Raw genomic sequence first — 18,294 nt, 5'->3', positions numbered from 1 at the left:
CGAAGGAAGTACCAGCTGCTTCCCGCCCACTGCGGCATCGTATGTGTTTCACGCTTGCCTTTCTTGCCTGTTTCCGGATCCGTGACATTCACCCATTCCGTGATATTCGCAAGCGGTGATTCACCTGTACCGGATGATTTGATTTCATCTGTTTTCGGAAGTACAAGCGGAAGCTCTTCCTCCGGTACGCTTGTCATCGTGCCATCTTCCCAATGGATGATCGGAATCGGCTCACCCCAGTAGCGCTGGCGGCTGAACACCCAGTCACGCAGACGATAGCTTACCTTCTTGGAGCCGTGGTTGTTCTCTTCCAGCCACTTGATCGCTGCAGAAATTGCTTCTTCTTTATTCAAACCGTCAAGGAAACCAGAATTGATATGCGCTCCCTCGCCAGTATGCGCTTCTTTTTCAATATCTGCACCTTCGATGACTGCTTTGATCGGCAAATCGAAAGTCTTCGCAAACTCATAGTCACGTTCATCATGTGCCGGGACAGCCATGATTGCTCCCGATCCATAGCTCATCAGCACGTAATCGGCGATCCAGATCGGCATTTTTTCTCCGTTAACTGGATTGATGGCATATGCTCCCGTGAATACACCTGTTTTCTCTTTTGCAAGGTCGGTACGCTCCAAATCACTCTTTGCAGCTACTTCCTGCTTATAGGCATCGACTGCTTCGCGCTGGGCATCGGACGTAATTTTGTCAACAAGCGGATGCTCGGGGGACATGACAGCGAATGTAGCCCCAAACAAAGTATCCGGACGAGTCGTAAACACATCGAAGCTTTCTTCTGTGCCGTCGATGCGGAAGGTGACTTCAGCTCCTTCTGAACGTCCGATCCAGTTTCGCTGCATTTCTTTCAAGCTATCCGGCCAGTCCAGTTCATCCAAGTCCTCAAGCAGACGATCTGCATAAGCAGTAATACGCAGCACCCATTGCTTCATCGGCTTGCGGATGACAGGGTGCCCGCCGCGCTCACTCTTTCCATCGATGACTTCTTCATTGGAAAGGACAGTACCCAGGGCAGGGCACCAGTTGACTGCCACTTCATCGACATAAGCAAGGCCCTTCTTGTACAATTGAAGGAAAATCCACTGCGTCCATTTATAGTAATCTGGATCTGTTGTATTGACTTCGCGATCCCAGTCATAGGAGAAACCAAGTTCTTTGATTTGTCTTGTGAAGGTCGCTATGTTCTTTTTCGTGAATTCTTCCGGATCGTTCCCCGTATCCAGCGCATACTGCTCCGCCGGCAAACCGAATGCATCCCAGCCAATCGGATGAAGCACTTCATAGCCTTGCATCCGTTTCATACGAGATAATATATCCGTCGCTGTATAACCTTCAGGGTGTCCGACGTGCAGACCTGCACCTGATGGATAAGGAAACATATCCAAGGCATAAAACTTTTGTTTGTCAGAGGAAGTATCCGTTTTGAACGTTTTGTTTTCTTCCCAAAAAGCTTGCCATTTCTTTTCGATTTCATGATGATTGAATGACATATCATGTGCCTCCTGTACTCTCTTCAACTTGAACAATCTGACCGTGAAGCAAAGAAAAAAGCCCCTCATCCCAATAATGGGACGAGAGACTTCTCCCGCGGTACCACCCAACTTAGCGCAAATGCACGCCCGCTCGACATTCCTTAACGCGGAAAACGGCAAAAAGTACTGGCAGTTCCCTTTTGCAATTCCGAAGGCGAGTTCACAAGATGCCGGGACGGCTTGCACCAGAGTACCGTCTCTCTATAACCAAGCAGTGCTCGCTACTACTCCTTCTCCTCATCGTTCACAGTATTGTTGTGTCCAGTGTACGGAACTGCGCTGCGTTTGTCAAGATTCGGCAGCTTCCGTCCGGAATACCGAAACAGCCTCCTGCAGCTCACGCGTTACACGGTCCAGCTGCCCGACTGTCATGGCCAGCTGCTCATATGCTCCATACTGGGCGTTGGTCGAGTGGTGGACCACATCCGTCTTTGCAGTGTTTTCCTGGAGCGTACTGCTGATTTGTTCCACTCGGGTCAGCACCTCCGCCCCCAATTCTTCGGATTTAAGACTGCCACTTTGGATTTGCTGCAGCCGCTTTGCAATTGTCTCGAATTTTTCTTCTATCTCTACAAATGATGTTTCCATGCTTTCCATGGAAGCTGTTTCAGCTTTGGCTGTTTCGTGGCCGAATTGCACAGCCTCGGATAAATTCATCGTTCCCTTGCGAATTGCACCAATCGTCTGATAGATGCTATCCGCCGAAGCTTTGGATTCATCGGCTAGCTTACGGATTTCATCGGCAACGACAGCAAATCCTTTGCCTGCTTCCCCAGCCCTGGCCGCCTCGATCGCCGCATTCAAAGCAAGCAAGTTAGTCTGTTCCGCAACGGAAGCAACCGATGCCACCATTTGCTCGATTTGCTGAGAGTATTGCATGAAATCCCGCAGAGACGCTTCCATCAGCTCCCTGCTTTCTCCATTCCTGACTGTCAGCCGCTGCTGCTCTTGAACGGTTTCACGTCCGCGGACAGCAGCCTCTGCCGCAAGTTTCCCGAGCTCGACTGTCTCTGTCGCAAACGCACTGTTCTCACTTCCCTGCTTGTCCATCTGTTCAATCAGGGCAACAGTCTGCTGAAGGTCGGAGGAAATACGCTGAGATCCGGATGTGATTTCACCGACCGAAGCAGCAATCTCCTTATGCAGTTCCTGAAGATTACGATTGTCCTTGTCGATTTCTTCTGACATTCCGGCTACTTCATCACTGGCTTTTTCAATGGATCGAATCAAGCTTTTCAGCTGTTCTGCCATCTGGCCGAATGACTGATTCATTTCACTGATTTCCAGGCTCCCGGTCTTTTCTATTGGCCGTACAGTCAAATCACCAGCTGCAATCTGATTCGTCCTCGATGCCAGTGCCAATAATGGATTGGCAATCGATTTACTCGTCCTTCCCGATGTGTAGCTCGTGATGATGATCAGCAGCAGCACCCCCACGACGGACACCACTATTACAAATGTGATCTGATTCTGCAATGTACGCTGTTCATCTTCATAAGCTGCCGTACTGTATGCATTCGCCATATAAATATCATTCAGCAGCCCTTGAACCCGGCTGGATAACCGAAGTGCTTCCATCTCATTCACATTCGTCAGAAGGCTCGTCACTTCCCCCTGCCATTCATCATACTTTTCCATTGCCGCTTCGAGATATGCGGATGACTGCCCTTCCGTGGTGGCAGTCAGCTGCTCGAAGCTCGATTCGCTCTGATCCAAATAAGTCCGCAATTCTGCAGCCGATGTGTCCGTACGGATCGTAGCCGTGTTCTTCAGTATCTGCCCTGCATTATTGAGCTGACTGTCAAGCCGCTGCAGCTCCAGAAGATGCTGGACCTGCTCATAACTGGAGGCGTTGATTCTCACCATACTAAAGATGATGAACGCAATGAGGGCCAAAGCCAATACACTTGTAGCTGCCGATTGAAGAAAAAGTTTCCGTGTCAGTTTCATTTAGCTCACTCCGATTCTATCAGCTTCTGTGTTGCCGTGTGGACTTTTCCTTCGACTGTGTCCGTGATACTGACGACGCCAATCGGACTCAAGCCTACCGCTTGTTCCTTCAATCCAATCATATTATCCTTCGGCAGCTCTTCCCCTTTCGATAACCGCTCCAAAAATTCGAATAAGACGTGATCGATTTGCAGCATGGCAGATGTCACGACATTATCGGGAGCAAGATAAGACTGATCGCCTCCGGCACCAATCACATATATATCCGTCAAGGAAGCTTGTCCTATCATCGCCTTTTCGGCACTTCCGGGTTCAGCAAAAAGAATATCCGCCCCCTCCTCGATCAGTTCCTTCGCCGATTGCTTACCGGCAGCTTCGTCATCCGGAGATGCTTCCCTAACAAGCAGTTCCGTTTCTTGGGATGTATCAGCCATCCCTTGTTCGAATCCTGCAAGATAAGCACTGGATCGCTCACCGATAAAGCCCGCCTTACCCGTTTTTGTCACGGTGGCAGCTGCCACACCTGCCAAATAACCCGCCTGTTTTACATCAAACGTATAGCCGAATAGATTATCTCCCTTCAAATCGGTTCCGAAAGCTATATATGTAATATCCGGATTTGCAGCTGCTTGCTCAGAGACAGCGTCCCTGGCTGATGGCTCCAAAGTGATGATTGCATCCATGCCTTCCCGAGCCAATTCCCCCAGTACTTCTTCATAGGATAGCTCTGGGGTCATTTCCTTATATGTATAGACTATATCAAGACGATCCCTTGCTTTCGTCAGGCCCTCGATGGCCACATCATTCCATTCCTGATCACCGAGTCCCGCTTCTGTCAGTATGATTCCGATACGTTTTTCTTCATCCAGTTTGGCAGCTGCCGAATCGGCTGCACACCCAGTCAGATAACATAGAAGCAGAATACAAATAGGTATTAGGACGCGCTTATACATGTCGATATACTCCTTTCTTTTCCATCACACTACTACTATGGTCCTTATATCGACACGTTTCTACATAATTTTGGTAAAATGTTTGTAAATTTATTTTTACATATCAGAGATTTGATTTGCTAAATGGAAGCAGGTAGCGGAAAATAAGAGAGAACAATTTGTCAGAGAGAGGATTCAGGAAATGCTAAAACATGTCATCGCTTATGCACACGAACTGATGGAACAAGTGATTCTGCCAGGAGATACAGTCATCGATGCGACTTGCGGCAATGGCAACGATACACTCGTGCTCAGCCGTTTAGTCGGGGAAGAAGGAAAAGTACTGGCATTCGATATACAGGAACAAGCCATTGAAATGACAAGCAAGCACCTGGCTATGCACGATGTGACGAATACGACGCTGATCCTGGACAGCCACCAGCGTGTCGATCATTATATAACCCCTGAAGATGAAGGCAAGCTTGCCGGAGCCATCTTCAACTTGGGCTACCTGCCGGGCAGCAACAAGGCCATCACCACCAACGCAGAAAGCACCATCACTGCCATCGAAAAAATCCGCCATGCCATGAAACCGGGAGGCAGGATTGTATTGGTTGTTTATCATGGCCACCCGGAAGGCTTAATTGAAAAAGAAGGATTGCTGGCCCATGTAAAGGACTATGATCAAAAACATTATGCCGTCCTGCAGTACCGTTTCCTCAATCAAAAGAATAATCCGCCGTTCATCATCGCAATCGAGAAGAAAAAATGAAAGAAGCGCGACCCCCTAGCCAATCGGGGTACGCGCTTCTTTCATTTTATTATACGCTTTGATGTTCAAATGGAAAAACTTCGATTTATTCCCGCTGGCTCTGAGCAGCGATTTTATCATCTGCTTGCCATCCGCAAGCAGGCTGACCTTGCTATCTGCCAGGTACAGACCGACCAGTCCATGATGGACCATTTCATGGAAGGACGCATGCGGCAGACGCTGCACACTTTCATTCGTCCGTTCGATGAAATAGAGCAGCCTTTCCCGCATTTCATCGGAGTCCCGGTAGTAATGGCAGAAATTCAAATCGCCCTCGGCCTCATCCTCCATTTGATCGATATAGTAATCCAGCAGGATATGCAGACCTTGCATATACGGGAAATAGCTTCGATAGATATCTTCGGCCAGTTGATGATCAAGCTCCATCCCCATTCCGTAAGATACGAAGCAGAAGATGCCAAGAGTGGATCCGCTGCAGGCAGAGAATTCATACCAAGTAAGATCACGGTGCTCCTCCTGATATAAAGAGAACCAGTTCGTAAGCCGTTCAATCCTCTCTTCCTTGGCGACATGCTTGTGCACCTGCAAATCGCCATATAAGCCTGAAAGCTTCAGCAGATAAGGCTGCATGATCGGCAAGTCCGGCTGTTTCCCGAGGATCGTCTGGCAAGTGAATACAAGCGAATGCAAATAACCGCCGTCTTCGCGCTCATCCCGTAAGGCATAATAATCCTTCAGCTTCTCACCGGGCTGCAGTGCATCCAGCATGGATCGATGCAATAGCCGGAAATCGTCCGGATCAAGCGAAGTGCTGCGATCACATAGATTATCAAGATAGTCACTGATGGTTTGATACGCAATGATGAACTTTATCGCCTGCTTCCACCTATCCCCTGCCAGCAGACTGTATACCGCTCCTCCCTGGCAATGGAAGCGTTTGGTCCGAATACTTTCCAGCGCCTGCTTCCGCAGTTCCGGGTCCGGGATCGCTTCTGCCCGCTGTGTCCATAATTCCAATTCCTTATGTACTTCAGGGAATATTTTCCGATATACTTGATGCATCAGTAAAACCGATGACTTTGGTATTTGTTGGGCCATTGTACAGTATCGCTCCTCGAATCCGGGATTGTCTTCTTTTCAAAAAAATCTAGTAATTCTATGAGAACATAAACGAAAGGAGTATTCAAATGATATACGAATATGACAAGAAACGTCCACATGTCCACAATGAAGCATATGTTGCTCCCGATGCTGTTATTACTGGGGATGTCACGATCAAAAAGGATGCCAGCATCTGGTTTAAAACCGTTATACGGGGAGATGTTTCACCGGTTGAGATCGGGGAAGGCGCCAACGTCCAGGATCTTTGTGTCCTTCACGAAAGTCCCGGCCTTCCCCTCATCATAAAGGATGGTGCCACCATCGGCCACCAAGTTACGCTGCATTCCTGCACAATCGGCAGGAATGCTTTGGTCGGCATGGGGTCCCTTATCCTTGATGGAGCAGTCGTCGAAGATGGCGCGTATGTAGGAGCTGGCTCACTTGTCCCTCCAGGCAAGACGATTCCTTCCGGCAAGCTCGCATTCGGCAGACCTGCCAAGGTGATAAGGGATTTGACCGATTCTGATTACCAGGATATGGAGAGGATCCGGTTGGAATACATCAGCAAAAGCAAGCTATATAAAGAAACCACATAAAAAGCCGTCCCCTTTATCGGGGGACGGCTTTTCCCATCATACGGTCTGCAGCTTGCTTTCCACTCTATCGACTTTCTGGAATTCAGCAAAGTCATACTTGCGTTCCACGTAAATCTGATGCCAAAGCATGAAGGCAAGGACAGTCCAGATTTTACGGCTGTAATCCCCTTTGCCTTGACAATGTGCATCCAGCAGATTAAGAATATAATCTTTATGCAAAAGATGATCTGTCTGGCTCTCACGGATGAGCTGCTTCGCCCAGCCATTCAGTTCATTTTTCAGCCAGTGGCGCATCGGTACCGGGAAGCCTAGTTTTTTACGATGCAATACGTGATCTGGCACAATGCCTTCCACTGCTTCGCGCAGCAGGCTCTTCGTCGTATTGTTGGCGATTTTCAGATCTTGCGGGATTTCACGGGCAACTCGGAATACCTCTTTATCAAGGAACGGTACCCGGACCTCGAGTGAGTGTGCCATTGTCATCTTATCGGCTTTAAGAAGGATATCCCCGCGAAGCCAAGTGTGAATATCGATATACTGCATCTGATTGACAGGAGGCTCATTCTTGACGTTTTCATATAAAGGTGCGGTTAACTGCTGGTAGCTGATCGAGCTGTCATACGTTTTCAGCAGCTTTTGCAGATCCGCATTCTCGAACATCTTGGCGTTACCGATATAGCGGTCCTTCAAAGGAGTCGTACCGCGCTCCAGGAAGCTCTTTCCGCGCACACCTTCAGGGAGGATCTTCGCCACGCGGGCCAGCAATGCCTTGGCAGGTCCCGGGATGCTGTCGAACATACGCAGGGACTCTGGCTCACGGTAGATATTATATCCGCCGAACAGCTCATCGGAACCTTCGCCAGAGAGGGCAACCGTTACATGCTTGCTGGCTTCCCTTGCCACGAAGTACAGTGCCACGGCGGAAGGATCAGCTAATGGATCATCCATATGCCACATGATCTTCGGAAGCTTCTCAAGGTATTCTTCCGGCGTGATGATGTGAGAATAGTTTTCCACGCCGATTTTTTCAGCTGTTTCTTTCGCTACATCCACTTCGGAATAGCCTTCCCGCTCAAATCCAACGGAAAATGTCTTCAAGTTCGGGTTGAATTCCTTTGCTATCGCCACGATAACGGAGGAATCGATTCCGCCTGAAAGGAAGGAACCGACCGGCACATCACTTCTCATATGCTTGCTGACGGAATCATACAGCACGTCCTGGATTCGTTTGATCCAAGCTTGCTTGTCCATGATTTTTGGCGAGAATGTCGCATGCCAGTAGCGATGGAATTCGATTGGTTCACCTTCACGTTTTACAAAGTAATGACCAGGCTCAACCTTCTTGATACCTTCTGTCATGGAGAAAGGATCGGGTACATATTGGTAGCTCAGATATTGCTGCAGAGATTCCGTATCCACAGTGTCTGATTCTTCCAGCAGCGTGATGCTCTTCTTCTCGGAAGCAAAAAAGATTTCCTCGTCCGTTTCTTTATAGAAGAGCGGTTTAATGCCGAAAGGATCACGAGCTCCGTAGAATATCTTCTTTTGTTTATCCCAGATCAAAATGCTGAACATACCGCGAAGCTCCTTGAATGCTTCCTCTCCGTATGTATGGTACATCGCTGCGATGACCTCGGTATCGGATTCTGTCTTGAACTCGGAGCCTTTTTTCAGCAGGTCTTCACGGAGCTCTACATAGTTATAGATTTCCCCGTTGAAAACCATCCAGATGTTCTCATCGTCATAGCTTAGCGGCTGAACCCCAGCTTCGATGTCGATGATGCTCAAACGGCGAAAACCAAATGAAACATGTTCGTCATGGTAATATCCCTCATCATCCGGACCGCGGTGCGTGATGATGTTGTTCTGTTGTTTGAATTTATCCTTATCAGCTTGCGTTAGTTGTTTTACGTTTTTTCTGATGACGCCAATCAAACCACACATTTACTTATTAGCCTCTCTTTCATTACTTCTAGCCATTAATTATAGCACAAAACAATTCGGTTCTTGAAGGAAGATTATGGGCGGCTGCTAAAAAAAAGCAAGAGCGAAAGTGTCGCTCTTGCTTTTGCATGATTTATGCGAATGTATAGCTTTCCAGCTGTGCAGCTCTGTCTGTCTGCTCCCAAGGGAAGTTTTTATCCGTACGTCCGAAATGACCGTATGCAGCTGTATCTTTATAGATCGGCTGACGCAGGTTCAGCATCTTGATGATGCCGGCAGGACGGAGGTCGAATAACTCGCGTACTGCTTTGACCAATGCTTCCTCGGATTGTTTGCCTGTTCCGAAAGTATCGATGCTGATGGAAACGGGCTCGGCAACACCGATCGCATACGCAAGCTGTACTTCACATTTCTCCGCAAGACCTGCAGCGACGATGTTTTTCGCAACATAGCGCGCTGCATATGCACCGGAACGGTCCACTTTCGTGGCATCTTTCCCGCTGAATGCCCCGCCGCCATGGCGTGCATAGCCTCCGTACGTATCAACGATGATCTTACGGCCAGTCAAACCGGCATCACCTTGAGGACCGCCGATGACGAAACGGCCAGTCGGGTTGATGATATATTTCGTGTCCTCATCCAGCAATTCCGCTGGGACAACCGGCTTGATCACAAGCTCTTTCAAGTCAGCATGGATCTGCGCTTGCTCCACTTCCGGATGATGCTGGGTGGAGATGACAATCGTATCGATCCGTACTGGTCGATCGTTCTCATCATATTCCACAGTCACCTGCGTTTTCCCGTCCGGGCGCAAGTAGCTCACGACCTCATCCTTCCGTATCTTCGCCAATTGCTTGGAAAGACGGTGCGCCAATGAAATCGGCAGCGGCATGAACTCCGGTGTTTCATTGCTGGCATAGCCGAACATCAATCCTTGGTCACCGGCACCGATGGCATCGATTTCTTCATCTGTCATCATGCCTTCACGGGCTTCGAGTGCTTGATCGACACCGCCTGCGATATCGGGCGATTGTTCATCGATTGCTGTCAGCACTGCACATGTATCAGCATCAAAGCCATATTTTGCACGTGTATAACCGATTTCCTTGATGGTTTTACGCACGATGCTTTGGATATCTACATAAGCGCTTGTCGTGATTTCTCCAGCTACCAGAACAAGGCCAGTTGTAACTGTCGTTTCACAAGCGACACGGGCATTCGGGTCCTTGGATAGGATTTCATCTAATATAGCATCCGAGATCTGGTCACAGATTTTATCCGGGTGGCCTTCTGTAACGGATTCTGAGGTAAATAATCGACGATTAGCAGTCATTCTGCCAAATCCCCCTTCAACTACGATTAATACGGAAGTTTTACTCTTTCCAAGTATGTTATTAAGAAACTTGATAATGGGTGAAGGTGAAAGAACACTACGTTAGTATTGCTCTTTTTCTATTATTAAGCCGTTACATGAAAAAAACCTTCCTCATAACAGAAGGCTGGCTTATTCCCTCTCTTATCGTTCAAGGTATCCCTTGCTCAGGTTGAGCACCATTTCACAAATGTGACGGTTGCCGGGTTTCTTAGGGCCTGTCCCTCCGCCTACTCTGAATAAGAGTGTTTTCCGTTCGGAACTATGTTATCGGAACAGCCTCCAGAAGTCAACCAAATCCTGCAATAACCGACAAAAACAATCGGAATTATCTGCCGGCTATTTTTAAGTTGGTGATTGCAAATGAAAATAGTATGTATTAATATTTTAATGTGTTATACTAATTAAAAATCACTACAAAAAGGCGGGATCCATATGCGAATGATGCATGCAGTGACAGCTTTAAAGGAATTGCGCAATCAACCCAATGTGAAAAGAAACCTATCCGCGGCTCAATTGACCGAGGCGGCATTGTCCCGCCAAGAGGCACGCCTGACAGAAACAGGTGCCCTGCGGGCGGCGACCGGCAAATATACCGGCCGTTCCCCAAAAGATAAATTCATTGTCAAGGATGAACTTTCCGAGAACAAAGTCGACTGGGGCAACGTGAATCAGCCGATAAGTGAAGAGACGTTCGAGCATTTGTTGGGGAAAGTCGTCGATTATTTGCAGGCACAGGAAGAAGTATTCTCTTTCCAAGGTTTTGCGGGAGCCGATGAACGCTATCATCTGCCGATACAGGTCATCAATGAATATGCATGGCATAACTTGTTCGCCCATCAGCTGTTCATCCGCCCGACTGACGAGGAGCTGGCATCCCATAAGCCTTCCTTCACTGTCATTTCTGCTCCAGGCGTAAAAGCAGATCCGCTTGTCGATGGCACGAATTCCGAAGCCTTCGTGATCGTATCCTTCAAGCAGCGTGTCATTGTCATCGGCGGAACGGAATATGCCGGCGAAATGAAGAAATCGATTTTCTCCGTGATGAATTTCCTGCTTCCGCAGCAGGAAATCCTGCCGATGCACTGCTCTGCGAATGTAGGTGCAGATGGCGATACCGCCCTTTTCTTCGGTCTATCCGGTACTGGTAAAACAACGCTTTCTGCCGATCCGGACCGGCCTTTGATCGGGGATGATGAACACGGATGGTCACCAGATGGCATCTTCAATATCGAAGGCGGCTGCTACGCCAAGTGCATCAATCTTTCCGCTGAGAAGGAGCCTGAAATCCACGGGGCGATTAAATTCGGTACAATCCTGGAGAATGTAGCAGTTGATGAAACCGGCGTCTGTGATTATGAGGATGGATCCGTGACGGAGAATACACGTGCAGCCTATCCAATCGACTATATCGAGGGCAGCTTATCGAAAAGCTTGGCCGGCCATCCCAAGACGATCATCTTCTTGACCGCGGATGCAACCGGTGTGCTTCCCCCGATCAGCAAGCTGACAACCGAGCAGGCGATGTACCACTTCCTGAGCGGCTATACGAGCAAACTTGCCGGCACAGAGCGTGGTGTGACAGAACCGGAAGCAACATTCTCCACTTGCTTCGGTGCTCCTTTCCTGCCGCTGGCACCATCCGTATACGCAGACATGCTGGGCAGCAAGATCAGCGAGCACCAGGCAGATGTGTATCTGGTCAATACCGGCTGGACCGGCGGGGATTATCATTCCGGTTCCCGGATGAAGCTAGCTTATACAAGAACGATGGTGCAAGCAGCACTCCGCGGTGAATTACGCCACGCAGAAACAACCCAGGATCCTATTTTCGGTCTGCATGTTCCTGTTTCCATTGCAGATGTACCGGCAGAGCTGCTGATGCCGGAAAATGCTTGGGAAGATAAAACGTCTTACAAGCAAAAAGCGCAGGAGCTCGCTGTTCAGTTCCATCGGAATTTCGCAAAATTTGATTTCATTGACGAAGCAGTCCGCCAGGCGGGCCCGCTTTATAAATAAAAAAACCACCCCCGGCAGACTAGACAGTCATCTTTCGGGGGTGGTTTTTTACATCGTCTTTTCAAGCTGGTCTATATGATGCAGTGCGTTTGGCAGCACCTTATCCTTCATCATGAAGCTGTATTCTGCATGCTGCGCCAGATGGGAAGGGAATTTTTCCACCAGCACCGGTCCATACGTCTCCAGGTAATTGGATTTCTTCTTCAATTCCGAGATGATGGCATAATAGACATTTTTCACAATATGACCCGCTTTGCCGGCTACGAAATACTGTCCGACATATTTCAGCTGCTGCACGACACCGCCAGTCTCTTCCATCACTTCCCGCATTGCCGCATGCTCCGCCGTTTCGCCCTTTTCGACCTTGCCGCCCGGGAACTCCAATCCCCGATCTTTATGGCGTGTGAGAAGCCATTTGCTTCCGTATCGGCAAATCACCCACACATGTTTAGGCTGATCGGAAAATGGATGATCGGCGAAAGACATCTTCACTTCGTTGTTATAATAATCTCTGAACGTAATCATCATCATCCCACTGCCTTCTTCTTCACATCAAACCTACAAGTATTTGACTGCTGCGATCTTCCAGCCTCCGTCATACAAGAATTTGATTTCGATTGTATAGTTACCGTGCAAATCATCGGTATTGCTTTGTGTAATTGTAACATACTTATCGGAGTCTGTTTCCACTTTGTATGAATTATCCGGATTGAACCATGCAGGTGTTTCGGTAGGGACGATATACAATCCGTCCGCTTCTTCCGTGAAATAAAAGTCGACGATCGGCTGACTCACATCCCTTGTGGCTACTTCATCGAAGCTTTTCAGCAATTCTTCTTTTGTATCATGGTTCAGGACCTTGTAATTAGTATCAATGTCTTGCGTAATTTTAGCCATGAAAGCAGATGTCAGCTGTTCGATCTGCTCTTTATGCAGCTCCTGCTGCACAGCAGCCTTGCTTTTTTCAGCTGTCACTGCGGTTATATTATCTGATTGGTATGATAGCGTGAATGTAAATGGGACTAGAAGCATGATGATGGCAGCTAATGCTTTTTTCCATGTTGTCTGGAACATAATTAGTCCTCCTTTATAGTCGTATTATAGGTATTCCTCATCTTTCCTTTTTTGAAACACTATAAATCAGCCGGTTGATGAAGAACGCTGCTTACAAGTTTCTGCACCGAATGAAGAACTCCTCCGAAAAGTTTGGAGTGACTAGTAAAGTTTACACATATTCCTCTAGGCATTCTTTATCCCCTTCAGCTTATATATATAAGAAAATGTAGGAATTTCTCCTCAATTGTTGCTTTTTGTAAAAAAATGTGAAACAAATCGCTGTAAAACCCGTTAAACTTTGGTAAGCTTTCCAGGGCGGACTAATTTGTGAAATGATTTGTAATAAGACATACCTACACAGAAATAAAGTGATTGAGTCCGTTACTTTTGAGAGCAAATTATTTTTGGAGGGATTGGATGAAAGCAATAAGACATCTTGGCTGGGTCGTATTGGCACTGGTATTATTTCTGACTGGGTGCGGTACAGACAGTGCTTCTACCGATGCAGAAAGCAAGGAGAAGAAAGGACCGACACCTGAAGAAATCCTGCAAAGCACAGCCGAAGCCAATGAAGATTTGAATAGCTATGATATGGATATGTCAATGGATATGGACGTGAAAGCATCCGGCCTGGATCAAACCATGACGACGAAGGCAAACGGAACCATCGTGATGGATCCATTGTCCTCTAAGCTCAGCATGGAATCCATGGGAGAACAGTTCGACATGTATATCAAGGATAATATGATTTATATGTATGAACCAGCATCTGATATGTGGCTGAAAATGGACGCCGAATCAGAAATCGGCGCCTCCCTTGAAACCGATCAAGTGGCACAGCCTTTGGATGAGCAGATCCAGCAGGTGAAGGATTTGGCTGATAGCATCAAAGTCTCTGAAACAGACACAGAATATGTACTTGATGTCAAAGTAGCCGAAGATAAAATGATGAGCTTCATGGAAGAGCAGATGGGCGCAGCAGGCGAAAGCCTGGAGAGCTTGGGTAACTTCACCTTCGATAAATTCAACTACACAATCTCCATCGATAAAGAGACTGATTATCCGAAGAATATCAAATTGGATATGGTCATGAATATGGAGGATGCTGGTGAAGAAGCAACAGTCAATGCTGTGGTGGATATGAATTATGATAATTATAATGCAGCGGACAGCATCGAAATTCCGTCCGAAGCCGAAAATGCAACGGATATCTCCGATCAGGCAGCTGTGACTTATTGAACACGAGAGGCACCAGGGATATCCCTGGTGCCTCTTCTTCTTAAATATTATATTTTACATCCGCATCTTTCTCTAGCTCATCCACTTTTTCAAGCATGACTGTCTGAAGGTTCTGCTGCTCCATGGTCGCTTTCAGCTGATCCTTGATGTCATCGTATTTCGGCAGGCTGTCTTCCTGATTGCTTTCTTTTGCCTGCTTTTCCATCTCTTCATAATATGTCTTCATATCATCTTCGGTCACTTCTTTCGGTGACAGCTCTTTATCGACATATTTCGTCACCAGCAAGCCTTCTTTCAGCTGCTGCTTGTACTCCTCTTCTGTTGAACCGGTAGCTTTCAATGCTTCCTTGAATTTATCTTCATCTTCAAACTGGTCTTTGGCGGATTTCAATTCCTCATCCACTTCTTTATCAGAAACCTCGTAGTTTTTATTTTCTGCCTCCTGCAGCAGCAGTTCATTTCCTACAAGACTTTTCAAAACTTGATCCTTCAGTTCTTTAGCAGCGTCATCCGTTGTCGGATCTGTGCCGCTTGCTTGCGCTTGCTGCTGAGCAGAGGATAGGAGTGAATTATATTCCTCACCCTTGATCTCGGTACCATTGACAGTCGCGACTGTCTCGTCCGGATCTACTTGCTGCTCCTCCATCTTCTTCTGCATTTCCTCCGCTTGCTTTTGTGCCTGTTCCTGTTCAGCATCGGAAGAATCGGATGCAGAATCCTCGTCATTCCCGCATGCAGCCAATACTATAGCCAGTACCAGCATGAAGCATAGGGTCATCAAACGTTTCATAAAATAGAAACCCCTCTCTTGGTATATGGTTACGAATGTAACATCTATCAACAGTCTACACAAGTATACCACGTCATTTTAGTAGAAAAGTAAGAGAAAGACGCCCCGGGGAGGGCGCCTTTCTTAAGCAAATCGTTTTTTGCGGTCTTTATGATCCTTCACGACCAGGGCGGCATGCACGGCTCCCGGAACGAAAAATATCAATGTCAGTACCAGATTCAGTAGTGCTTTGAATGGTTTACCGGTGAATAGTACGGCTACAGGCGGCAGAAGAATCGCCAACAGGTACATGAACATAGGTATCCCTCCTTTTAGCTCATCACTTTAGAATTACCCATATCCATCCGATTTGACACCTGTTAGCCCTTCTTTACCTCCTTGGATACATGCTGGAGGAACTCCAGATCCACCTCTACCCCGATACCCGGTTTTTCCGGGATTTGCATGGCCCCTCCCTCTACCTGCAGGGGCTCTTGCAGCAAATCGCACTCAAAGTATCTGTCAGAACCAGATAAGTCACCAGGTATCGAAAAACCTGGCAAGGAGGCAAGCGCCAGATTATGTGCTTTCGAAATACCTGTTTCCACCATGCCTCCGCACCAGACAGGCAGTCCAGCTTGCCGGCACAAGTCATGGATACGGATTGCAGCGGTCAAACCGCCAACCCTGCCGATTTTGATATTGATGGTCCGGCATGCCCCAAGCTCCAGAGCCTGCCAGGCATCGTGCCAGCCTTCCACTGTTTCATCCAGGCAGATAGGGGTCTGCACCCGCTCTTGCAGCCTTTGATGCAGTACAATATCCCCAGCCGGAAATGGCTGTTCAATCATTTGCAGATTCAGACTGTCCAGATCAGCCAGCAGGGAAAGGTCCTGTTCACCATACATGCCATTACCATCAATCATGAGCGGAAGATCCGGATCGATTTGTTTGACCTGTTCAAGCATCTGCCGTTCGTTATATTTTGATACTTTCAGTTTGACACGTTCAAAGCCTTGGCTGCGAATCATCGCAATCGTCTGCTCGAGGTCATCCGACAGACTGATGACAGCACCGGCCTTCGCTTTTGTTCTCGTACCGCCTATGCAGGAAGCCAGACTCTTATTTTGCTGCTTGGCATATAAATCCCATACCGCTCCTTCCACAGCAGCTTTGGCCATTTGATTGCCGACGATGGACGAAAACAGCTCAGGGACCTCTGTCGGGTGGGTCGGTTTTTTGGCAAACAGGAGCGGAAGCAGCGACTGCTGGAGCAGCCCCCAGCTTGACGCCACTGTTTCACTGGTATAAAAAGGCGCTGCAAAAGCGACTCCTTCGCCATATCCCAAATGTCCATCGGTATCCTGCAGCTCGACGATGATCCCTTCTCTTTCATGCAGGACACCAGCATGTGTCGTGAAGGGCTGTTTAAGCGGCAGGGTGTAGCGGAATAAACGATAGCCTCTTAATTCCATCATACACCGCCCTCATCAAGCTTCTGCTGGAGCTTATAGCGCATCAGTTTATTGCTCGCATTCCGCGGAAGTTCGTCGACCCACTTCCACTGTTTCGGGATTTTATAGCGGGCTAATCTTGCCCGGCAATATGCCTGTAAATCTTCGATGCCGACCTCCTCATTCTTGACAAGGAACGCAACAGGCACGGCTCCCCACTGCGGGTCGGCCTGGCCGATGACCGCAGCCTCAGCGATAGCGGGATGGCTGGTCAAAACACCTTCCACCTCAGCAGGATAAATATTTTCGCCGCCCGAGATGATCAGATCTTTCCTGCGATCAAGCACATACAAATAGCCCTCTTCATCCGTATAGCCGATATCTCCCGTTGCAAGCCAGCCCTCCTGGAAAGCAGCCTCGGTCGCTTCCTGGTTCCGATAATACCCTTTTGTGATCATCGGGCCCTTCACCTGGATTTCCCCAGCTTCATCCGGCTTGGCCAAGCCTGATTCAGAAATGATTCGCAACTGGGCCGGCACGAGTGCTTTTCCTGCAGATCCCAGCTTACGAATGCTGTCTTCAGGGCTCAGCGTCACGATCTGGGAAGCAGTTTCGGTCATGCCATAGGACTGGAACACAGGAATGGACCGCCTTTTTGCTTCCTCCAGCACATGAAGCGGCGCCGGTCCTCCTCCCAACAGCATGCACCGGAAAGTCTTCGGATAGGTTATACCATCTTCCTCCTGCTGGCGCAAAAGACGCTGAAGCATCACAGTGACAACCGATACGATCGTGACACCGTGCTCCATGATCGCTGTCTGGACGATTTCTTCATCGAAGCCCTGTGTCACATACAGCGGCATCCCATAAATCGCACTTTTGAAAATGCTTGATAGGCCGCCGACATGGAACATCGGCAGCGGGGACAGCCATTTGTCATCCTGGGAAAGCCCAAGATTCAAAGCAGATCCGATGGCGCTCCACCAATGGTTGCCATATGTATGCTCGACACCTTTTGGATTTCCTGTTGTCCCGGAGGTATAGATGATGCTGAAGACCTCATCCAAATGAAGCTCTGTGCAGCATGTATATTCCTTTGCCGGCTGCTCTTGCAGCAATTCAATCGTCTGCAGAGGGACACCAGCGGCCTCAGCCTGTTTTTCATATTTGGCAGCCGCAAGCAATAATTCCGCTTCACTATCCTGCAGCTGGAACGACCATTCAGCAGCTGTCAGTCTTGTATTGAGCAGGATCAACGTAGCCCCGATGTAGCTGAGTGCATGGACGAGCACCACCATCTCGACACTGTTATGAGAAAGTACAGCGACACGGGAACCTTTTCGTACACCCAAAGAAGCAAGCTTCCTGGCATTGGCATCCACAGCTTGGTGCAGCTCCCGGAATGTCATTTTTGTTCCTTCCGGTGTTTCCAAAGCAAGTTTCCCGGGACTGAGTGATGCCTGCTTCTGCAGCCAATGCGGGATGATTTCTGACATATTCCTCCACTCCTTTCTGTCATAAAGAAGAACCTTTGCAATATGCT

16 protein-coding genes, 1 riboswitch and 1 other annotated feature are annotated in these 18,294 nt (G+C 48.2%); of the genes, 4 read left to right on the top strand and 12 right to left on the bottom strand.

What is annotated here, in order from left to right; translation table 11 throughout:
- From leuS to CHH53_RS10020, 3 genes are all read right to left on the bottom strand, one after another.
- Window positions 1–1,505 (bottom strand): leucine--tRNA ligase (gene leuS, locus CHH53_RS10030; protein WP_095215979.1); only part of this gene is annotated, 1,505 nt, incomplete at its 3' end.
- 74 nt (window positions 1,506–1,579) lie between these two features.
- Window positions 1,580–1,794: a binding site (T-box leader), on the bottom strand.
- Window positions 1,795–1,835: 41 nt separating this feature from the next.
- Complete coding sequence (locus CHH53_RS10025) at window positions 1,836–3,497, bottom strand: methyl-accepting chemotaxis protein (RefSeq protein WP_095215978.1); 1,662 nt, start codon at window positions 3,495–3,497, stop codon at window positions 1,836–1,838.
- Window positions 3,498–3,502: 5 nt separating this feature from the next.
- Window positions 3,503–4,450, bottom strand: coding sequence for a BMP family ABC transporter substrate-binding protein (locus CHH53_RS10020; protein WP_095215977.1), 948 nt, complete (start codon window positions 4,448–4,450; stop codon window positions 3,503–3,505).
- A gap of 181 nt (window positions 4,451–4,631) precedes the next feature.
- On the opposite strand from CHH53_RS10020, the gene mnmM reads away from it, so the two are divergent.
- Window positions 4,632–5,201, top strand: coding sequence for a tRNA 5-(aminomethyl)-2-thiouridylate-methyltransferase MnmM (mnmM, locus tag CHH53_RS10015; RefSeq protein ID WP_095215976.1), 570 nt, complete (start codon window positions 4,632–4,634; stop codon window positions 5,199–5,201).
- A 15-nt stretch (window positions 5,202–5,216) separates the two neighbouring features.
- Here the strand turns inward: mnmM and CHH53_RS10010 are convergent, their stop codons facing one another.
- Entirely contained in the window at window positions 5,217–6,299 is a 1,083-nt protein-coding gene (locus tag CHH53_RS10010; RefSeq protein ID WP_095215975.1) for a tetraprenyl-beta-curcumene synthase family protein, read from the bottom strand.
- Window positions 6,300–6,388: 89 nt separating this feature from the next.
- Here CHH53_RS10010 and CHH53_RS10005 point away from each other — a divergent pair, with 89 nt between their 5' ends.
- Window positions 6,389–6,898: a gamma carbonic anhydrase gene (locus CHH53_RS10005; RefSeq protein WP_095215974.1), complete on the top strand. Its 510-nt coding sequence runs from the start codon at window positions 6,389–6,391 to the stop codon at window positions 6,896–6,898.
- Window positions 6,899–6,934: 36 nt separating this feature from the next.
- Here CHH53_RS10005 and asnB read toward each other — a convergent pair whose 3' ends face one another.
- Both asnB and metK read right to left on the bottom strand, forming a co-directional pair.
- Window positions 6,935–8,842: an asparagine synthase (glutamine-hydrolyzing) gene (gene asnB / locus CHH53_RS10000; RefSeq protein WP_095215973.1), complete on the bottom strand. Its 1,908-nt coding sequence runs from the start codon at window positions 8,840–8,842 to the stop codon at window positions 6,935–6,937.
- A gap of 133 nt (window positions 8,843–8,975) precedes the next feature.
- A complete protein-coding gene (gene metK, locus CHH53_RS09995) occupies window positions 8,976–10,175 on the bottom strand; it encodes a methionine adenosyltransferase (protein WP_095215972.1) in 1,200 nt (399 codons plus the stop codon).
- Between the two features lie 180 nt (window positions 10,176–10,355).
- Window positions 10,356–10,460: riboswitch (SAM riboswitch) on the bottom strand.
- 189 nt (window positions 10,461–10,649) lie between these two features.
- Here metK and pckA point away from each other — a divergent pair.
- Window positions 10,650–12,233, top strand: coding sequence for a phosphoenolpyruvate carboxykinase (ATP) (gene pckA, locus CHH53_RS09990; protein WP_369819873.1), 1,584 nt, complete (start codon window positions 10,650–10,652; stop codon window positions 12,231–12,233).
- Between the two features lie 48 nt (window positions 12,234–12,281).
- Here the strand turns inward: pckA and ytkD are convergent, their stop codons facing one another.
- Together ytkD and CHH53_RS09980 are read right to left on the bottom strand one after the other, a co-directional pair.
- Window positions 12,282–12,758 carry an RNA deprotection pyrophosphohydrolase gene (gene ytkD / locus CHH53_RS09985; RefSeq protein ID WP_095215995.1) on the bottom strand — a complete coding sequence of 159 codons (477 nt, stop codon included), beginning with the start codon at window positions 12,756–12,758 and terminating at the stop codon, window positions 12,282–12,284.
- Window positions 12,759–12,791: 33 nt separating this feature from the next.
- Entirely contained in the window at window positions 12,792–13,307 is a 516-nt protein-coding gene (locus CHH53_RS09980) for a hypothetical protein (protein WP_095215971.1), read from the bottom strand.
- 399 nt (window positions 13,308–13,706) lie between these two features.
- On the opposite strand from CHH53_RS09980, the gene CHH53_RS09975 reads away from it, so the two are divergent.
- The gene (locus tag CHH53_RS09975; protein WP_095215970.1) at window positions 13,707–14,528 is read left to right on the top strand and encodes a DUF6612 family protein; all 822 of its coding nucleotides are present in this window, start codon (window positions 13,707–13,709) and stop codon (window positions 14,526–14,528) included.
- A 40-nt stretch (window positions 14,529–14,568) separates the two neighbouring features.
- On the opposite strand, the gene CHH53_RS09970 is transcribed toward CHH53_RS09975, so the two are convergent.
- The 4 genes from CHH53_RS09970 to CHH53_RS09955 form a co-directional block, all read right to left on the bottom strand.
- On the bottom strand, window positions 14,569–15,318 hold the full coding sequence (locus CHH53_RS09970; RefSeq protein ID WP_095215969.1) for a SurA N-terminal domain-containing protein: 750 nt from the start codon (window positions 15,316–15,318) through the stop codon (window positions 14,569–14,571).
- Window positions 15,319–15,441: 123 nt separating this feature from the next.
- Window positions 15,442–15,609, bottom strand: a complete 168-nt coding sequence (locus CHH53_RS09965) for a YqaE/Pmp3 family membrane protein (protein ID WP_233135020.1) — start codon at window positions 15,607–15,609, stop codon at window positions 15,442–15,444.
- A 68-nt stretch (window positions 15,610–15,677) separates the two neighbouring features.
- Window positions 15,678–16,775, bottom strand: coding sequence for an o-succinylbenzoate synthase (menC, locus tag CHH53_RS09960; protein ID WP_233135015.1), 1,098 nt, complete (start codon window positions 16,773–16,775; stop codon window positions 15,678–15,680).
- Window positions 16,772–18,247 carry an o-succinylbenzoate--CoA ligase gene (locus tag CHH53_RS09955; RefSeq protein ID WP_095215967.1) on the bottom strand — a complete coding sequence of 492 codons (1,476 nt, stop codon included), beginning with the start codon at window positions 18,245–18,247 and terminating at the stop codon, window positions 16,772–16,774. The genes menC and CHH53_RS09955 overlap by 4 nt, the downstream gene beginning before the upstream one ends.
- Window positions 18,248–18,294: the final 47 nt, after the last annotated feature.

It is taken from the genome of Terribacillus sp. 7520-G (genome assembly GCF_002271665.1).
Classification (GTDB): Bacteria; Bacillota; Bacilli; order Bacillales; family Amphibacillaceae; genus Terribacillus.
This window is presented reverse-complemented; position numbering and strand designations above follow the sequence as displayed.